At 30.9% G+C, this 16,032-nt stretch carries 22 protein-coding genes and 1 pseudogene; 9 read left to right on the forward strand and 14 right to left on the reverse strand.

Translation table 11 applies throughout. The annotated features are described in order from the left end of the window. Window positions 1-26 precede the first annotated feature (26 nt). Window positions 27-368, forward strand: a complete 342-nt coding sequence (locus STK_RS05440) for a hypothetical protein (protein WP_052846451.1) — start codon at window positions 27-29, stop codon at window positions 366-368. Here STK_RS05440 and STK_RS05445 read toward each other — a convergent pair. Continuing rightward, entirely contained in the window at window positions 360-683 is a 324-nt protein-coding gene (locus STK_RS05445; RefSeq protein ID WP_010978983.1) for a helix-turn-helix domain-containing protein, read from the reverse strand. The genes STK_RS05440 and STK_RS05445 overlap by 9 nt on opposite strands. Before the next feature lie 70 nt (window positions 684-753). Between STK_RS05445 and STK_RS05450 the strand changes: the two genes are divergently transcribed. Continuing rightward, on the forward strand, window positions 754-1,122 hold the full coding sequence (locus STK_RS05450; RefSeq protein WP_010978984.1) for a GIY-YIG nuclease family protein: 369 nt from the start codon (window positions 754-756) through the stop codon (window positions 1,120-1,122). On the opposite strand, the gene STK_RS05455 is transcribed toward STK_RS05450, so the two are convergent. Further along, entirely contained in the window at window positions 1,062-1,553 is a 492-nt protein-coding gene (locus STK_RS05455; protein WP_198429752.1) for a hypothetical protein, read from the reverse strand. The genes STK_RS05450 and STK_RS05455 overlap by 61 nt on opposite strands. A 137-nt stretch (window positions 1,554-1,690) precedes the next feature. Next, on the reverse strand, window positions 1,691-2,440 hold the full coding sequence (locus STK_RS05460; protein WP_010978986.1) for a tetratricopeptide repeat protein: 750 nt from the start codon (window positions 2,438-2,440) through the stop codon (window positions 1,691-1,693). Between the two features lie 163 nt (window positions 2,441-2,603). Here STK_RS05460 and STK_RS05465 point away from each other — a divergent pair, with 163 nt between their 5' ends. Next, window positions 2,604-2,906, forward strand: coding sequence for a hypothetical protein (locus STK_RS05465; RefSeq protein WP_010978987.1), 303 nt, complete (start codon window positions 2,604-2,606; stop codon window positions 2,904-2,906). On the opposite strand, the gene STK_RS05470 is transcribed toward STK_RS05465, so the two are convergent. Beyond that, on the reverse strand, window positions 2,903-3,658 hold the full coding sequence (locus STK_RS05470; protein ID WP_010978988.1) for a ParA family protein: 756 nt from the start codon (window positions 3,656-3,658) through the stop codon (window positions 2,903-2,905). The genes STK_RS05465 and STK_RS05470 overlap by 4 nt on opposite strands. Before the next feature lie 788 nt (window positions 3,659-4,446). Between STK_RS05470 and STK_RS05475 the strand changes: the two genes are divergently transcribed. After that, on the forward strand, window positions 4,447-4,650 hold the full coding sequence (locus tag STK_RS05475; protein ID WP_052846452.1) for a hypothetical protein: 204 nt from the start codon (window positions 4,447-4,449) through the stop codon (window positions 4,648-4,650). Further along, entirely contained in the window at window positions 4,613-5,062 is a 450-nt protein-coding gene (locus STK_RS05480; RefSeq protein WP_052846453.1) for a nucleotidyltransferase domain-containing protein, read from the forward strand. Before STK_RS05475 ends, STK_RS05480 begins: the two co-directional genes overlap by 38 nt. A 314-nt stretch (window positions 5,063-5,376) precedes the next feature. On the opposite strand, the gene STK_RS05485 is transcribed toward STK_RS05480, so the two are convergent. Beyond that, on the reverse strand, window positions 5,377-6,663 hold the full coding sequence (locus STK_RS05485; RefSeq protein WP_010978991.1) for an ATP-binding protein: 1,287 nt from the start codon (window positions 6,661-6,663) through the stop codon (window positions 5,377-5,379). 725 nt (window positions 6,664-7,388) lie between these two features. Here STK_RS05485 and STK_RS05490 point away from each other — a divergent pair. Together STK_RS05490 and STK_RS05495 are read left to right on the forward strand one after the other, a co-directional pair. Next, the gene (locus STK_RS05490) at window positions 7,389-8,591 is read left to right on the forward strand and encodes an Nre family DNA repair protein (protein ID WP_010978992.1); all 1,203 of its coding nucleotides are present in this window, start codon (window positions 7,389-7,391) and stop codon (window positions 8,589-8,591) included. 21 nt (window positions 8,592-8,612) lie between these two features. Continuing rightward, window positions 8,613-9,398, forward strand: coding sequence for a radical SAM protein (locus STK_RS05495; RefSeq protein ID WP_052846932.1), 786 nt, complete (start codon window positions 8,613-8,615; stop codon window positions 9,396-9,398). Window positions 9,399-9,544: 146 nt separating this feature from the next. Here STK_RS05495 and STK_RS05500 read toward each other — a convergent pair whose 3' ends face one another. Next, window positions 9,545-9,757 (reverse strand): hypothetical protein, encoded by a 213-nt coding sequence (locus STK_RS05500; protein WP_052846454.1) that lies wholly within the window; start codon window positions 9,755-9,757, stop codon window positions 9,545-9,547. Window positions 9,758-9,867: 110 nt separating this feature from the next. On the opposite strand from STK_RS05500, the gene STK_RS05505 reads away from it, so the two are divergent. Further along, window positions 9,868-10,254, forward strand: a complete 387-nt coding sequence (locus STK_RS05505; protein ID WP_010978994.1) for a hypothetical protein — start codon at window positions 9,868-9,870, stop codon at window positions 10,252-10,254. Window positions 10,255-10,551: 297 nt separating this feature from the next. On the opposite strand, the gene STK_RS05510 is transcribed toward STK_RS05505, so the two are convergent. From STK_RS05510 to STK_RS15195, 3 genes and pseudogenes are all read right to left on the reverse strand, one after another. Beyond that, on the reverse strand, window positions 10,552-10,884 hold the full coding sequence (locus STK_RS05510; protein ID WP_010978995.1) for a hypothetical protein: 333 nt from the start codon (window positions 10,882-10,884) through the stop codon (window positions 10,552-10,554). Further along, window positions 10,885-11,316 carry a GNAT family N-acetyltransferase gene (locus STK_RS05515; RefSeq protein ID WP_010978996.1) on the reverse strand — a complete coding sequence of 144 codons (432 nt, stop codon included), beginning with the start codon at window positions 11,314-11,316 and terminating at the stop codon, window positions 10,885-10,887. A gap of 101 nt (window positions 11,317-11,417) precedes the next feature. Continuing rightward, a pseudogene (locus tag STK_RS15195) lies at window positions 11,418-11,694 on the reverse strand (IS5/IS1182 family transposase); the annotation flags it as partial. A 428-nt stretch (window positions 11,695-12,122) separates the two neighbouring features. Between STK_RS15195 and STK_RS05520 the strand changes: the two are divergent. Then, window positions 12,123-13,154 carry an encapsulin gene (locus STK_RS05520; protein ID WP_010978997.1) on the forward strand — a complete coding sequence of 344 codons (1,032 nt, stop codon included), beginning with the start codon at window positions 12,123-12,125 and terminating at the stop codon, window positions 13,152-13,154. Window positions 13,155-13,594: 440 nt separating this feature from the next. Here the strand turns inward: STK_RS05520 and STK_RS15610 are convergent, their stop codons facing one another. The 5 genes from STK_RS15610 to STK_RS05530 all read right to left on the reverse strand — a co-directional run bounded on the left by STK_RS15610 (window position 13,595) and on the right by STK_RS05530 (window position 16,032). Beyond that, window positions 13,595-13,999, reverse strand: coding sequence for a DUF4143 domain-containing protein (locus STK_RS15610; protein WP_420825190.1), 405 nt, complete (start codon window positions 13,997-13,999; stop codon window positions 13,595-13,597). Next, window positions 13,978-14,106: a hypothetical protein gene (locus STK_RS15850; protein ID WP_269770904.1), complete on the reverse strand. Its 129-nt coding sequence runs from the start codon at window positions 14,104-14,106 to the stop codon at window positions 13,978-13,980. Before STK_RS15850 ends, STK_RS15610 begins: the two co-directional genes overlap by 22 nt. Window positions 14,107-14,131: 25 nt before the next feature. After that, window positions 14,132-14,371, reverse strand: coding sequence for an AAA family ATPase (locus STK_RS15615; RefSeq protein WP_010978999.1), 240 nt, complete (start codon window positions 14,369-14,371; stop codon window positions 14,132-14,134). A gap of 39 nt (window positions 14,372-14,410) precedes the next feature. After that, window positions 14,411-14,563, reverse strand: a complete 153-nt coding sequence (locus STK_RS15620) for a hypothetical protein (protein WP_010979000.1) — start codon at window positions 14,561-14,563, stop codon at window positions 14,411-14,413. 986 nt (window positions 14,564-15,549) lie between these two features. Next, window positions 15,550-16,032 carry a stage II sporulation protein M gene (locus STK_RS05530; RefSeq protein WP_052846455.1) on the reverse strand — a complete coding sequence of 161 codons (483 nt, stop codon included), beginning with the start codon at window positions 16,030-16,032 and terminating at the stop codon, window positions 15,550-15,552.

The raw sequence follows: 16,032 nt of genomic DNA on the forward strand, positions 1-16,032 counted from the left end.
AATTATTAGAAGATATATTAGTAGGTTTGAGAACTTTTCCTACTGTAGATTTATTATCATCTCAAGTAGAAGAGAAGCTAAAATCTTTAAAAAGTGGTTTAAAAGCCTTGTTAGATTCCTTAAACTTAATTGACATTATGAATATGGCCTATCTAAATTCTAAAAAGAATATGGAGTTAGGAATGATAATGTCATATTCTTCTTTGGTAATTCTCTTCATAAGTCTTATCACTCCTTACCCTTTAATTTTCATAGGAATCGCTTTAGGATTTAACTTTAATTCCTTATTCCTTTTATTAAACTCCTTTACAAATATAGAAAGATTACATAAAATTAGAAAGAAATTAAAAGAAACTATACTACAATGATAATTGCATTTTCTTCGAGCAATTTAACAAATCTTCTCTTATCTTATTAATTATATTTTCAACTATAGAGTAATAATATTTTGGTCTACCAATTTTCTTATCCTCACTCTTACTTCTTATTACTAAGCCAGAATCAATTAGTTTCTTTAAACTATTCTCTACTGTAGTCTTACTTACTTTCATCATTTGAGAAAGTTCGTCTGACGTTACTGGCTTATTTAATTCAATAAGTTTAAACAAGCAATCTATATCAGTATCCGAAAGTTTGTAGCAACATCTTATAACATCTTTTGCATCATATAACTTTTCACTCATATGTTTTAATATTGAGTAATCAGTAATAAAACTTTATCAATTTTTTAGTTCATTTATTTTACATCATACTATGAAAGGTTATATAATAGTTTTTAACTGCAAAAAAGGTGAAGTGATAATTAAAAGTAAAATCTTCCCTATAAAAGAAGGCTATTATGTTTATGTAGGTTCATGCGGATTATATTGTGATAAGAGAATAAGTAGACATTTTTCCAAAGAAAAGAGAAAGAAGCATTGGCATATCGATTATTTATCTGAACTCTGTGAACCTCTTTTTGCAATAGTATTGCCACAACAAGAGAAAGAAATAGCAAAGCTCCTTTCAGAGTTTGATTACGTAAAGGGTTTTGGATCTACAGATGATAATGAAAATCCTTCTCACCTATTTAGAGTCTCTTTAATCTCTTTACTCAATCTAATTAGAGGAATAAGCGAGTAGTCCTTTTTTGCAAATTCTTCAATATTAACGTACCAGAAACTCCAATTGCTTACAAACTGTAAATAAACTTTCTCATTACTTATAATAATCTTGTATAAGGTTATTGGTTTATCAAATGTGTAGCCTACCTCTCTCTTAAAGTAGTTAAAAAGGGTTAACGAAAGCTGATTCTTTATATCTTCACTTAAGGAACTTAATACATTCTTGCCATCAATAATTTTAACCTTGACTTTGTTTCTATGTGTCACACATAACGCTTCTTTTTCCCAATAACACATTTTTTCAACCAGTTTGTCTTGAAAGGAGAAATCAAAAGGAGAATATTCCTCTTCTTTTCCTACGAGAATTTTCCCCTCTTTTAATGAAAATGAAACTTTTCTTTTGAAATTACTGTAGATTAATGCTCTATCTTTTCTAACAGTGCCTTTCAAAAATAAGCTCCCTGAAGATCCTATAGCTGTGAAAGGAGATAAAGTCTCAAATTTATACACAAAGCAAAAATTTTGAGACGCTTTTTGTAAGGTCTTTATCATTATATCTCTAACTAAAGAGAATAAATAGAATTCCCTCATTTTTTATCATTGATTTTCTTTATATCAGAAATAGCTTCTTCTTCCTTCCCTAACTTCATATAGACTTTTGCCCTCCTCATGTAAGCCTCAGTATATTCTGGCTTTAGACTAATTGCTTTAGAGTAATAATTAACGGCTTCTTCAAATTTTCCAGCGTTTTCTAATAAAACTCCTTTACTAAAATAAACCTCAGCAAAATAGGGATTTAGATTCATTGCAGTGTTTAAGTCATCTTCAGCATTCATTCCAAGTTTCATTTTAGCTAAAGCCCTATAGTAATATAATTCCGCATCAAGGGGATAAAGGGTAATAGCAATACTTAATTCCCTTATAGCATCATAAGTATCTCCAGTGTAGTAATCGATAATCCCTTTAATTTTATAAAATAAAGGCGAAGAATCATCAATCCCAACTAATTCCTCTTTTCCTTCTTCGTAATTTTCAAGCTTTAAATAAATTAAAGCTCTTAAAATTCTTGATTCCTTATCGTTAAAACTAGAAAGAATATTTAACGCATCCTTATACATTCCCTTTGAAATATATATTTTTGCAACTTCAATATAATTTTCAGCCTTCATAAATGCGTCAATAGCTTTGTCATCTTCCCCTAATTCCTTAAGGATCTTTCCTAACAAATTATATGCTTCTTTAGATGGATTTTGCTTAACAACTTCTTCAGCTTTCTTTAATGCAGCCACTAAGTTTCCTTGAGAATAGTATTCTTCAATTTCTTTTATGTCGTTCACAAAAATATATTTACTTAGCAAGTATTTAACATTTAAGCCGTTGCCATTAAAGAAAATAATACAGCCTTTCTCCTTTCTGGAATTCCTTAATTGCCTAAGAAATGAAAAACAGCTTCATCATACCCCCATTGCCTTAAAAGAATTGCAAATAAATGAATAGAACATGGAACCATTCTATTTCAAATCTTACGAAAAAGTAGTAGGTACAGCTCATAACGTACAAGAATTAGAAAAAGAAATAGCAAGAATTGGAGCAACAGATCCAGCATGTGTTAATTGGCATTTGGAACAAGGGCATATAGTCTCATGGTTGAAATATATAGGGAACAATACTTTAGCTGAAATGCTAAAGGGAGTTAAGGACTGGAGAGAAGCATTAGCCAGAATAAGAGATTACTATGCTATACAACAAAAAACTACTACATCTTCAAAAAGAAAATGGAAAAAAGCACAAGTTTGGCACTAATAAGTAATAATTTTTTTCTCCATTTTAAGAATTGAATCTACAAAATTCTTTATCTGTGGTATAACCGGCAAATCTTCTATTGAACCTTGAAATTGAAATAGCTCGTCAATAAAAGGAATAATTACTCCTACTAAAAATCTATTATCGTATAAAGATTTCAGTACTTCTATACCTTTTTCCTTATCTACAACCATATTCACTATTATTCCTAAAGCTTTGCCTGGTGCTTCTGCTTCAGTCTCATCAATATATTTTTTAGTTATCTCTACATCCTCTAACAGACCAGTTGAAAGGTAAACCCTATAAATTTCCTCATTTGGGAATATTTTCCTAAACATACTTAATTCATGTTCTACCACTTCACTCTTCATCGTAACATAGGGAGGGTTATCTATTATAAAGAAATCATACTTCTTCCTTTTTACTAATTCAGCATAACTTTTCTCCATTATCTCTTTCTTCACAAGATCTTTATGCAATTCTTCTATTTCTTTGAAAAATAGAACTCCTTCTCCAAATAACCTCGCAATAGTTAAGTTTCCTAGATCTTTAAAGTAATCTCTAGGTAACTCACCCCTCGCAACTTGTGTGAAAAAACTATTTTTGATTCCAGCAAGATTAGATGCAAATGAGAATATATCTCTATCTAGGAAAAGAACATTAAAACCCCTATTACTTAATTCTTTTGCAACCATCAAAGCTATTGTTGATTTTCCTATTCCTCCTTTTATTCCAACAAAAGAGATTCTCATTAAAAATATATTAACATAAAGAAGAAAAAAGCTTATGAGTTAAATGAAGGCAAATATCTAAGGTAAATAATAATGGATTGAACTTTATAACATACTTTATTATCGTTTCTCAGCCTTCTTACGATTTATTATGGACTGAATTCTTTTTCATATTATTTGTGTTTAGTGTATGCCAAATTTTATAATAATTCCTCAATGTCAATTTGAGCAAAGGGAAGATAAAAAAACAAAGATATGAATACAGTATCATTGAGTTCTATAGTGTTCAGTAATAATTCTTTTAGGTTATATTTCAAGTATAGTATCAGCTAAGATTTCTGCGTGAGCCCTCCAGACCTATGTAGAATCCTATGATTTGTATATCACCAAACATGGCAAGTGGTTGATTGCTAAGTGTATACACTATAATTAAGTATAAAATAATTGAAATGAGGGTATATGAATAAACAGTTTAACATCATATAGTATCTTACTTATATAGGGTAAACTAACTTTTTCAGTACTACTAATAACATAAATACGAAGATTACTTATCATAAAATTTTTACTTATTTAAAACGCTTGTAGTTCAATTTAAAATCACAAGAATTTGGTTTATAAGTTTCTATCATCTATATTTTCATTTCATGTAATACTTTCCTTGCATAATACATGTGAATAGAATGTGACAGATATAAAGCTCTTCGTTAGAAAGTTGTTGGAGAAAAAGAGGATTTGTTTATGTTCTGTGATTATTGATGCTAAATGTTTTCTCAAAAGATTTAATTCTTTTACTTTGAAAGTTTCTTGTGATTCCACCAAAGTTCAGAGAATATGCTAGGGCTTTCTTAAATATAGCGAAAAAGGATAATATTAGGGCTAAGAGAGCTTTAGAACTTAAAGATTATCCAGAAGAATTTGTTACCGAAGAGATGTGTGTACAAGGAATAAAATATTCTGATGAGGTGATTAGAATTGCAGAGAATTATCTTAGAAAATATGGAATTATTTAGAAAAGCAACACTTTTGCTAAGAAGAGAGGGAGTCCTCTCAATAATATTCTTTGGTAGCAGAGTTATAGGTAAATATAAGAAGGATTCAGATTTGGATGTATTAATTATTGTAAGGGATGAAGCAAAAGGATTAAACTTTAGTGAAAGCAGGATAAGGTTTCTTAAAGATACGAATATTTATCTTGATACTGTCATAATGACAAATACAGAATTTGAAAATAACCTAGCACTAGGAACCGTTTTAATGGGGGTATCTATAGCCTACTGTGTCACATACGATGAGATAAATGCTTATGAAAAAATAGAAAATTGGAGTAAAGAGATAAGGAAATATGGCGCAGTACTTGAGTTACCTTATGGTAAATTTATTGTTGGTAGGACTATTAGGAAGTGCAAAATAAGTTTTGACTAGGGAGATAATAAACTATGCCTTTAAAACCTCAAGACTCTTTCTCTAACTTCGCAATGCTTCATGTATACTATTGCCCTTCAAACATAGTTTAAACAGTATTTTATGAGTATTTTAGAACTTAGGAATCAACGCTTACATCATAAAGTTTCTACTTTAGGTAGATCAAATCTCAATTAGTTATCTTGGCAGAAAATGCAGTTTTTATGAGAATTAAGGAATGTCCAATTTCCAAAATAAATACTAGTCAACATAAAATATGATATAGAAGCAATTTGAAAGTTACGTAAAACAGTTCAAGATCAAGGTGTACTATACTATTTGTTGTTCAATAACCACTTCCAGACCTTCAATACATTAATGTTCTTTCCCTTTATATTGATCTCTCTTTCCTCATCGAATGTGAGAAATTTAACGGGTATATTCCACTTTAAAAGTTCCTCAACACCCTTATACTCTCTTTCATTTAAATAATACGTAACTTGATAAGCTTCTTTCACCGAATCCTTCTCCTTTATTACGAAATCTACTTCACCTCTTTTACCTCGATAATAAAATACATTTTCTTCACCATATCTTCTAACTAACTCTACGAATACTAAGTTCTCCAATAGAGAACCTAAATTAGAATTTAATCTATAACCGATAATGTTGGCTAAACCTTGATCCACTACATAAACTTTTTTCTCAGCTCTAGTCATAACTGAAAGATTAGGAGATAAAGGGTTGACAAAATAAATCAAATTAGCCCTAATGAGACATTGAGTAAACCTCTGAACAGTCCTTAAAGGAATCTGAAGCTGCCTTGAAACATTCCTTAGCCTTACCCTATTCCCTACATTAGAGATATAGTATAGCGATAATAATCGTAGCTTATCAACCTCCTTAATCTTACAAGGCGTTATTACATCCCTTACTATTATGTCTTCATATAGTGACGACAAAAGTTGTTCTTTAACATTACTGTTAACTATACCAGGAAATCCTCCGTAAGTTAAATATTCATTAAAATAAGATTTTATTTCAGATTCTCTTGCTATAATGTCAACTTCATTATGTAAATTTAAACCCTTAAAATTAAGATATTCTTTAAAAGATAAAGGATAAACTCTTATTACCACATGCCTACCCGCTAACTTTTTCCTAATATTATCGCTTATTAAATCTGAAGTTGAGCCGGAAACTATTACGAAAGCTTCTTTTCTGTCTATTAAGGATCTGGCAAATCCTTCCCATCCATTAATCCTCTGTATTTCATCAAGAAATATGTAAGGTTTACTATCTTTTTTTCTCTTAATCTCAAGGTATATTTCATATAATCTAAATAAATCTTCAACGTTTTGAACACTTGCTAGCCTTCCATCTTCAAAGTTAACAATCAAAATATCAAAAGGATCTATTCCACTCTCAATCATTTTTTTAGCTACTTGATTTAATATTGTAGACTTTCCAGCCCTTTTAACTCCTAACACGCTTGTGATATACCAGCTGTTAATAATACTCAAAATTTCTTTTACATAATCTTCTCTTAGATAGCCCGTAAATTGATCCTTATACCAAAAGTTCCAATCAATCAATGCTTTCAGAATTAGTTCCCTATTCATATACTAACTTCGACTAATTCTTAAATAAATTTGACTCACAATAAGAGTCAAATTTATTTAATTTTGACTCATAGTGAGAGTCAAAACATTGATAATTTTTTGAATTAATGTCGTAAAATAAAGTTTGTATGAATCACCATAAACCTAAAAATAAATAACCAAAAATTAAAAATAATGAAATCTATATTTATAAATGCTAAGTAAATAATATCTTAATTATATTAATAAAGTCCTATATATATAACGAATATTATAAATTAGATTCATAATAATATATTTAATAGAATTGATAAAAGATTTTATCTTGGCTTATTAAGGAGTTATTTTTCTAGAATATTAAGTATATTTTTGTAATTATAATATAGATGAATTTCATAAGAAATTATAGTATTTTCCATTTAATTTAGAGTATTATCCTCCTTGCGTAATACACGTGGAGAATTAAGACTAGATATAGCTCTTTCCCAAAAAGTTTTTGGGTGAAAGAGCTCAAGTTTTGATGTTACTATACAATATCCTTTCTCTAAATGAGAACTAGCATAATAACCTTAGAACCAATTGAAACTTATGCGATAAGATCAACATGACACTTAAGGAGAAAGATACAAAAATATTATAAGTTATTTCCAATACATTTCTATAGTTGTTAGGAATAAGGGGAAAAATCGTAATACTCAATCTATTATATAATACAACTTTTATACTTCTTCAATAACATAAACACAGTGATAAAGCCAGAACTTTGCGTTAAATGTAAAGCTTCTAAATACTTGTGTGGTCTAACCTATTGTCCTTTGTTAGTATCAGCTAGAGTAAAAGAAAAAATTAATTTACTGAAAACGAGAGTTTATGGTTCTTCTCCACCTACCGTATTTGTTGGAAGAAGTAGTTACCCTAAAATATTCGTTTATCCTTCAACACCTCCAACGTTAGGAGATACTAGTCACTATGAAGATCCTAAGTTTTGGCTTAATTCCAGTTTAGACGATTTCCTATCAACAAGACTTTCGTTAATTAGAGGAGGAATAAAATATCACGTTAGCTCGGCTAATGATCCAGACAGAGTATTATTAGATATTCAAACTTTAGCAATCTCCTCAAAACCTGTAACCATAGAATTATCCTTAAAGAGGTCTCCTTCTGGAAAGATTTTAGATGATAATTTACCACCTTTAGGTCCTTCAGCACCTCTAGAGAAAATTAGGATTGATGAAGATTCTCAACCCTTAAAGATAGTTGAAAAGGTCTATTTTGATAAAGACCTAAAGGCCGAAGAGGGGATTGTAACACTTTACGACTATGGTGTTGATGTGGAGAAAATAGCTAAGATATTAAGTGTTGGAGGAATTGGAGTAAAGAGAAGATTAGTCCCTACTAGGTGGAGTATAACAGCTGTTGATAAAACAATTTCCGATAATTTAATTGAAAAAATAAAACAGTATGAGAGTGTAGATAAGGTTGAAGTATACGTTAGGAGTTTCAGAAAAAACCTATTTATAGCCATACTAGTACCGGGATATTGGAGTTTTGAATGGGGAGAAGCCTGGTTTCCAGGTAGTACTTGGAATAAATGGGGTAAAAGCATTGAAATAGAAGTAGATAATGAGGGTTATAAAGGAAGGGATGATTATCCAAAAATTGGAGGGTGCTACTATGCTTCAAGATTAGCAGTCTCAGAGTTTTTGGCATCTAGAAAAAGACAAGCTACCGCAATTTTATGGAGGGAAATATATGAAGGCTTTTATTTACCTATTGGTGTTTGGTTTGTAAGAGAGAACATTAGAGAACTCTTTAAACAGAAGCCCATTATTTTTGATAGAGTAGAAGATGCTATCACTTTCGTTAAGGATATAATGAAGTCCGATATAAACAGATGGCTTAAGAGATCCTTATTATCTAGAGAAAAAATAACCAGATGGTTGAAGTAATTTGGGAATTAGGTGATTGAAATTATCGTAAAGAGTATTAGGGTTAAAACAGCCTTAAGTAAGTCGAGATTAAAGGAATTAGACTATAGCTTAAACCCTTACTTAGGCTGTGCTTATTCATGTACTTATTGTTATGCTCCCAATTTTACTCCCAATGAAGAAGCATCATTAAATTGGGGTAAGGTAATAATTGTTAAGGAGAATTTATTAGAAATTCTTAGAAAAGAAGTATTTTTAAAGAGAAAAGGAACAGTTGGCGTATCAACAATAACTGATCCTTATCAGCCAATAGAGGCTTTAAAGAAGATTACTAGAGAAAGTATTTCACTTCTCCTTAGTCATAACTTTAGAGTTTCAATACAGACAAAGTCTCCTTTAGTATTAAGGGATTTAGATGTTTTAATACAGAATAAGAAGAAAATTGATGTTGGATTTACTGTAACGAGTTTAGGAAGGTGGAAAGAATTAGAGCCTAACGCACCTCCTCCTAAGGCAAGAATTAGGGCATTAGAAAGACTCAGTGAAGAAGGCATTGAAACTTGGCTCTTTTTAGGGCCTATAATCAAGGGATTTAACGATCATGAGATCGAAAGTGTAATAGAGGAAATTTCAGGTATTAAAACTAGAATAGTATTTGATAAGTTCAGATTTTACAGAGGGTTAAAATATAAAGAAGGTGATACAGAGTGGTGGAAAAAAGTTAAAGAGAATATATTAAACTACTGTAAAAAATATAATATAGAATGTCATGAGGAAAGTGAAGATTGGATTTATGAAAGAAAAAGATTCTTCAAACCGTTGTTCTAGGTCTTTCTCATCGTAAATTTAAGGGGAAATAACATTTTCCAATGTAAAATATACCTTGTTCCATCTATAATCTAGTCCTTTTATTATTTTACAATTATCATAAAAAACTATATTTTATAGAAATATCTTCCCTTTTATCTTCATTTTTAAGCCCAGACTGGGGATGATGAAGTAGAAGTTGATGTCGAGGTAGTGCTTGTGGAACTAGTACTTGAAGTTGTTGTTGTACTAGTTGTTGATGTCGAGGTAGTACTTACTGCTGTATGGGGCATTGCTGCCAGTGCAAAGAATACTCCTCCAATTATTAGTATAATTGCTGAGAGTGCAATTAATACAAGTCCAATTTTGTCTAGTTTCATGACCTTTACATCATTTTTATTGATTATAAACTTTTTCCCAATATTCTCTTTTCAATACAACTTTTGATTTAGGAAAAAATTAATTAAGTAGTCAATTAAATATTACTTTTATGAAAAGAGTTTCCACTTCAATAATAGGTTTAGGGATAGTAGGAGGGATACTTAGTTTTGCTTGGAGTGCCGATCATTTCCCCTTATACGGATTAAGCTTCTTACCTTTTGGAATAAGAATATTCTTTATATTAGATGCTGTTCTCTCAATAATTGCTGGGGTACTATTCATTCTTGCCTTTAGATTATTTACCGTAAAAATAATTTATTTACTAGAAATCGTCTATTGGTGGATTAATTACCTCTTACTTACGTTAACAAGAGTCCTTCCAGCACCATTAATTGGGAAACCATTACCCGTAACTACTGGACCAGCACTAATAGCCTTCATCCTTGATATACTTTTAATTATAGTCTCCACAGTGCTGTATATTTTCATAAGCTAAAAATTTTTACATGTTAATATCTCTATATTAAATAAAAGACATGAAGTTAAAAATATTCTTTTTGCTGAGATCTTCTAACGACTTCCATATCATCGGTTAAAATGAGATAGTGCTTAACTCGTAAACAAATTCTACGGAGGTACTACAAGAAAGTGGCTAATAAATTGAAGAGACGATAGCTAAGTTATAAAATTTTGTTCTAAAATAGAGAATTTTATTACATATGATAGTATAGGCTAACATTAAGTAATTTAATTATGATAAATATAGAATATAATAATTTCTTCTCACTCAGAACTAACCGAACGAATATCTGAAGATACCATAAATTAGCTCCTTATCCTCATTTATTTTATCCCCTTTTCTCATTCTTACGCATTCGTAAACTTTCTCGCCTCCCAGACTCTTTATGAATTCCTCTTTGACAGTTATAATTAACCTTACTCTTAGATTCGATACAGCATATCTAATCAATTCTTCAGCACTTAGCTCATTAACAGCTATTAATGGACCTATAACGTTTCGGTAAACTATACCGAAACCACCCTCATTATATACTATTTTACCCTTAATTCGTGACAAAAGTTTTGACCTATCATCGCCGAAGGCCATTTTATCCAGTTTAAGCATCTAATCCTCGAGCTTTTCTGTTATTTTAGCTTTTCCCTCTCCTCTAACTTGCGAAATATCATAAACCACAGTTTTATACTCTTCTTCAAAACCAAGATCTCTATAGAGCTTATAACCAGCATTGGTTGCATCAAGCCTTATACTCCTTGTCTTTATATCATTGAGTAATCCAATCATTATTCTTCTTCCAATTCCCTTACGTTGATATTCTGGCTTTACACTTACATTACCTATCCAGCTTAAGTTATAATAAGGAATATAACAAGCAGTAGAGATTATTCTTTCTCCTTCCTCCACTACTATACATTTTCCTAGATCAAGGAAAATAGAAAAGATCTCTTTATTTGCTTCTACGTTAGAAGAACCTATTGACTCTCCCCAAACTGCTGACATTTCTTGAATATCACTATAAGTCGCTTCACGTATAATCATTATTTACACCTCAAAGCTTAAGTAATTCCTAGTCACTCCTCTTCATCTATTACATCTTTCGAAGTATTAAAGATTATAATGTGCCTTATATGGTAATATATTTCAAATCTCCTGAAGGCCTTGAGGAGTAAATCCCTTATTCTGTCACCGAACTTATGGACAAACCAGTGTAATGAGGACTTTGACTGGACTTCCTAACGTTGAGGAAATTCTTGACCACACTGTTAACAGTTACTAGTTTAATGTCCTCCGTACGAATCTCTGAAGAGCACATTACGATCAACATCTTTAAATAAATCCAAGGGTTCATTTTGGTGAACTTGAAACCATCAAACTCCCTTATGATTACAGCTCTTTCAAGATTTCCTCGTAATCCAAAAGGTATTTACTCTTACTCTTCTAACCCAAATATTTTGGGATTACGTCTAAGTTATACCATGGAAATTGTAATTTACTCACACGTTGTTCCCCTTAAGTATTATTATACCAGTTGAGTCTGCTATACTTGTTTTACTATAAAAAATTTATTGGTAAAGTAAATTACATTTATTATGTATTGGACGCTCTAACGCGAGTCCAGGGGGATAAAATCTTTGATAGCAAATATATTCAAATTATTCTATTGGCTAAGGTAATCTTAAAGAATTATGCTTAGTGTTAGTTATTTTAGATCCTTTATTCTCCAGAGTTTATTAGCCAAAGCACATTATCGATAACTGATTCTTGATAAAACAAATAGCACGACAGTTAAATTACGGATACGCCTTCTGTGCAAGCTTATATATCTTATAAAGAGATATAATTATATGTTTTCAACAGATCCTTCAGTAAATGTAAGAAAGGAAAAGATGGATCAAGAAGAGATGATAAGGGCTATACGGGGGGCTTTAGCTGCTGAAATTGATGCTATTAACTATTATCTTCAACAAGGAAAGCTATTTTCAGATGAATTCGTAAAGAAAGTCCATGATGATATTGCTAAAGAAGAGATGACACATTTCGGTGAGTTTTTGAGGTTACTATATCACCTAAATAGGGAAGAGTTCAATTACATATTAAAAGGTTGGAATGAGGCTTCAAAATTAATAGGAAAGGAGGAGGAGTTTCCTATAAAAATTAATGACGTTGAACTCACTAATGAAAAAACTAAAGTTGAGAAAAGTGATGCTATGTCGGAGAAAAATTATGTTAAATCTTCCTTAAAGAGTTTATCTAACATAATAAAATGGGATCAGCAAGCAATACCGTTTTATGAGACAAAAGTACAAGATAACGCAATAATACAATCTGATAAGCAAGTCCCATATCCTCTAAGCATAATAAATACGCTCTTTAAAGTTATGCCAGATCTACCCAAAGAAGAAACTCAGCCAGTCTTTATGAAGGCTTATCTTACGCATAGTAGAAAAGAGGATTTATTAATCTATAGGGAACATCCTTTGTCCATATTACAACGTAGCAAGAAAATGAACAGAAGTGATTGGAATATTCCGGGCAATATTGTCAATGACATCGTTAGGGCTTATGAACAGGTTCTTTCTTCAGGATATTCAGACGTTAATTTAATAATACCTCCCTATGTACATGCGTTATTATACAGAGTCGTTGATAGGACTGGAACAATGGAAATAGAATTACTAAGACATTTAGGCAACATATACGTCTCACCTAACGTAGATACTATAGTCGTAATCTCTAAGCAAGTGTTATACGTTTACGAAAAGAAAAGTACAACTCTGGAAAATTTAGGAAGAGATGGAGTATATGAAGTATATATGCTATCCTCTGAATTAGCTCCATACGTTACAGACCCAGAGGGATCAGTAGTGATATCATAACTTATGATTTGATAAGAATCTAAGCCTCTTATTCCTTAACTCTCTTTTATAGAGAGGTTTAAATAGATGTTTATATCTATAATACTTTTACAGAAAAATTCTATGTTATATAGTCTTAAAGACAACAATTTAGATCATGAAGAGTCTGTTTATCTCCTTCGAAAGAAAGAATTATTTCCAGTTGTCGAAATATAAGACTATCAGAGATCTGTAACTAGTTTTCTTTATCACTATTCTATATATATAATCTTAGCTCATAAAAGAGTCCAATATATCTTCTATATTAATAAGGAACTTATATGCATGGAGAACTTTAATCTCTTCTACCTCCCTCTCCTGCTCAAACGTAACTATAAGTGCTGCATCATAGTCTGCATATTTTTTGAACTTCCTTAAACTCTTTAGTTCTCTCTCCTCATTTTCATCATTCAGTTCATAAGTTATCCGTATAGGGAGAATCTTTTTACCATCTTTATGATAACGTCAATTTCAGAATCTTCAGAAGACCAATAGTACAGTTCATAAAACCTTCTTATCGCATATCTATATAGATGCTGAACAATTAAGCTTTCAAAAGTCCTTCCGAGAGGCGCGGTATAAAAATACTTCAAAAAGCCGTTATCTATTACATAAACCTTTCTAGGTGAATTCTCTACAACTTTAGGAGATATTGAATAGTTCTTTAGGAAAAAGAGTAGGAATGATTTTTCAAGATATTCAGAGTACCTCTCAACAATCTTTACTGGGATTTTAAGGAACTTGGACACGCTATTATAAGTTATTTTAGAGGCAGAGGAGGAAATGCAAAACTTAGTAAGAGGCCTTATATTCTCCTCCCTTTTAATATTATACCTAAAATATCTTTCACAATAATCGTGTCAAAGTAGGAGTGAATAAGCTCAGCCCTCACCTCTGGATTAAGAACGACGTCTGGAAATCCTCCGTAGTTCATCATTTCTATCAGTTCTTTCTTTATTTTATCTTTTTTCCGCTAACTCAACAACTCCTTTCACACTTATCCCTTTAAATTTCAATACCTCATAGAAGGAGAGAGGAGTAACTCTAACTTCAACATGCCTACCAGAAAGTAAAGTCGTAAACTCTGAACTTAATAGTTTTGCTGATGATCCCGTAACAATTATCTTTGCCTCGCGTCTTTCTTCTAAACCTCTAACGAACCTCTCCCAGCCCTCAATTTCTTGTGCCTCATCTAACACCAGATAAGTGGGCTTTACTCTTATCCTTTTTTACATAAGTTAAAGATTATACATTTTCAGAAGTAGCTCATAATTAAGGTTTATCAACCTCTTATCGTCGAATCTAATAATTAAAGTATCAACTGGGTTTACTCCATTCTCTATTAGTCTGTTTAATATTTGTCTCGCAATGAAAGACTTTCCTGCCCTCATAATTCCAGAAATAGCTACTATTTTTTACGCTGTTTAACAGTTTTATTATTCTCTCCACATAACATTCCTTTTCTATTCCTACTTTAGGCTTTTCTTTTCACCAGAAGTTCCATACCTGACATTATCTTCAGTAGTTCCTCATCATTCATAACATAGTATATCGTATAATATAAACTTGTCATACGTGACAAACTATTAACGTGAGAATTTAACATATATGAGAAATAATAAGAAGAAAAAACCTAATAACTCAATTAGCAATTATAGTAGGAAAATCGTTACGTTTTTATGTTACGTTAAAAATATATAAGAAAAATCCTTTTATTAACTGAAGATTTCTTTCTAGTAAGCGATAAAAATAATGAAGTAAATTCTAAGTATTTATTAGTTTATGAGTAAATATTATAATTTTTTATGGTAAGATAATATCTTTAAACTACTACTCAATAAAAACTTATGGAATTTGACTCTTTATAGAAGAGAGGTTTGTGAAGCCAATCTGAGCTGTATAAGAGGTAACATACAAATTCATTAAGTTAGCATAATAAAAGAAAGACATTAAGTTAAAATTTCTCATATACGTGGAATTATTAGAAAGAAGATTATAGGATGAATTGACTATAATACTCTACTGTGTCTACTTATAATATGAAACATTCTGTTATCTCCTTAAACTTTAGGTGATGAGTATTAGATAGAGTTAATGAAGTTCAAATTTTTGATTATCTAAAAAATAACCTTCTCACAATCACTAAATTTCCTCGTCATAGTATATGTGGAATTAAGGCTCGTATTTATCAAACTTAAAGTAAAAAAGCAAATAATGATGTCGAATTTAGAACTCATAAGATATTAAATTTATACAATTCTACATACGTGTATTAATAAGGAGAGCTTGGCTACATGTTTAGGTCTTGGGATTAATGATTTTCTATCGATAGACAAAATATTTTTATCATTATTCATAAGTACTTCAGGGTGTAAAACTACTTGGATAATGTATGTTCAAGTATGTAAATGGTTAAGGATGACTCTATGAAAGCCGCAATTATCAACATGATAAAGCCTATAAAAAGAAGCTTTATTACTTTGTTTCTATGTCTAAAATTCTCTCCTGCATAAGCAATGAAGCAAAAACCCAAAAGCTCCAATATACCGTGAGGAAGAATACCAATTAAGCCTATTATAAAACCAGAGGTAAACACTATTTCGCCTATAACAAAAGATAAGACCAAAATTACTATCCTCTGAATTACCTTACTAATACCAAGAAGGAATAGTATTATTGCAAATGTAAAGTTCACCTCTATAATCTTCAAGAAAAGTCCGTAGTCAGGTATGGGAAGAGGTATTGGCACACCTGGTTTAGAGAAACCTTTGAAGTAATCTATTAAGCCTCCTCCAAAGAGGCCTAACCAAAATGTAAGGTAAATTTTTACTATATCCTTCCAATTAAATTCTTTTAACAA

Origin of the sequence: Sulfurisphaera tokodaii str. 7 (assembly GCF_000011205.1) — an archaeon.
Classification (GTDB): domain Archaea; phylum Thermoproteota; class Thermoprotei_A; order Sulfolobales; family Sulfolobaceae; genus Sulfurisphaera; species Sulfurisphaera tokodaii.

Excerpts from the sequence above, each read along its gene's own strand:
- STK_RS05445 (WP_010978983.1), bottom strand. The coding sequence starts at position 683 with ATGAGTGAAAAGTTATATGATGCAAAAGATGTTATAAGATGTTGCTAC.
- STK_RS05450 (WP_010978984.1), top strand. The coding sequence starts at position 754 with ATGAAAGGTTATATAATAGTTTTTAACTGCAAAAAAGGTGAAGTGATA.
- STK_RS05465 (WP_010978987.1), top strand. The coding sequence starts at position 2,604 with ATGGAACCATTCTATTTCAAATCTTACGAAAAAGTAGTAGGTACAGCT.
- STK_RS05470 (WP_010978988.1), bottom strand. The coding sequence starts at position 3,658 with ATGAGAATCTCTTTTGTTGGAATAAAAGGAGGAATAGGAAAATCAACA.
- STK_RS05485 (WP_010978991.1), bottom strand. The coding sequence starts at position 6,663 with ATGAATAGGGAACTAATTCTGAAAGCATTGATTGATTGGAACTTTTGG.
- STK_RS05500 (WP_052846454.1), bottom strand. The coding sequence starts at position 9,757 with ATGAAACTAGACAAAATTGGACTTGTATTAATTGCACTCTCAGCAATT.
- STK_RS05505 (WP_010978994.1), top strand. The coding sequence starts at position 9,868 with ATGAAAAGAGTTTCCACTTCAATAATAGGTTTAGGGATAGTAGGAGGG.
- STK_RS05510 (WP_010978995.1), bottom strand. The coding sequence starts at position 10,884 with ATGCTTAAACTGGATAAAATGGCCTTCGGCGATGATAGGTCAAAACTT.
- STK_RS05515 (WP_010978996.1), bottom strand. The coding sequence starts at position 11,316 with ATGATTATACGTGAAGCGACTTATAGTGATATTCAAGAAATGTCAGCA.
- STK_RS05520 (WP_010978997.1), top strand. The coding sequence starts at position 12,123 with ATGTTTTCAACAGATCCTTCAGTAAATGTAAGAAAGGAAAAGATGGAT.
- STK_RS15850 (WP_269770904.1), bottom strand. The coding sequence starts at position 14,106 with ATGAACTACGGAGGATTTCCAGACGTCGTTCTTAATCCAGAGGTGAGG.
- STK_RS15620 (WP_010979000.1), bottom strand. The coding sequence starts at position 14,563 with ATGAGGGCAGGAAAGTCTTTCATTGCGAGACAAATATTAAACAGACTA.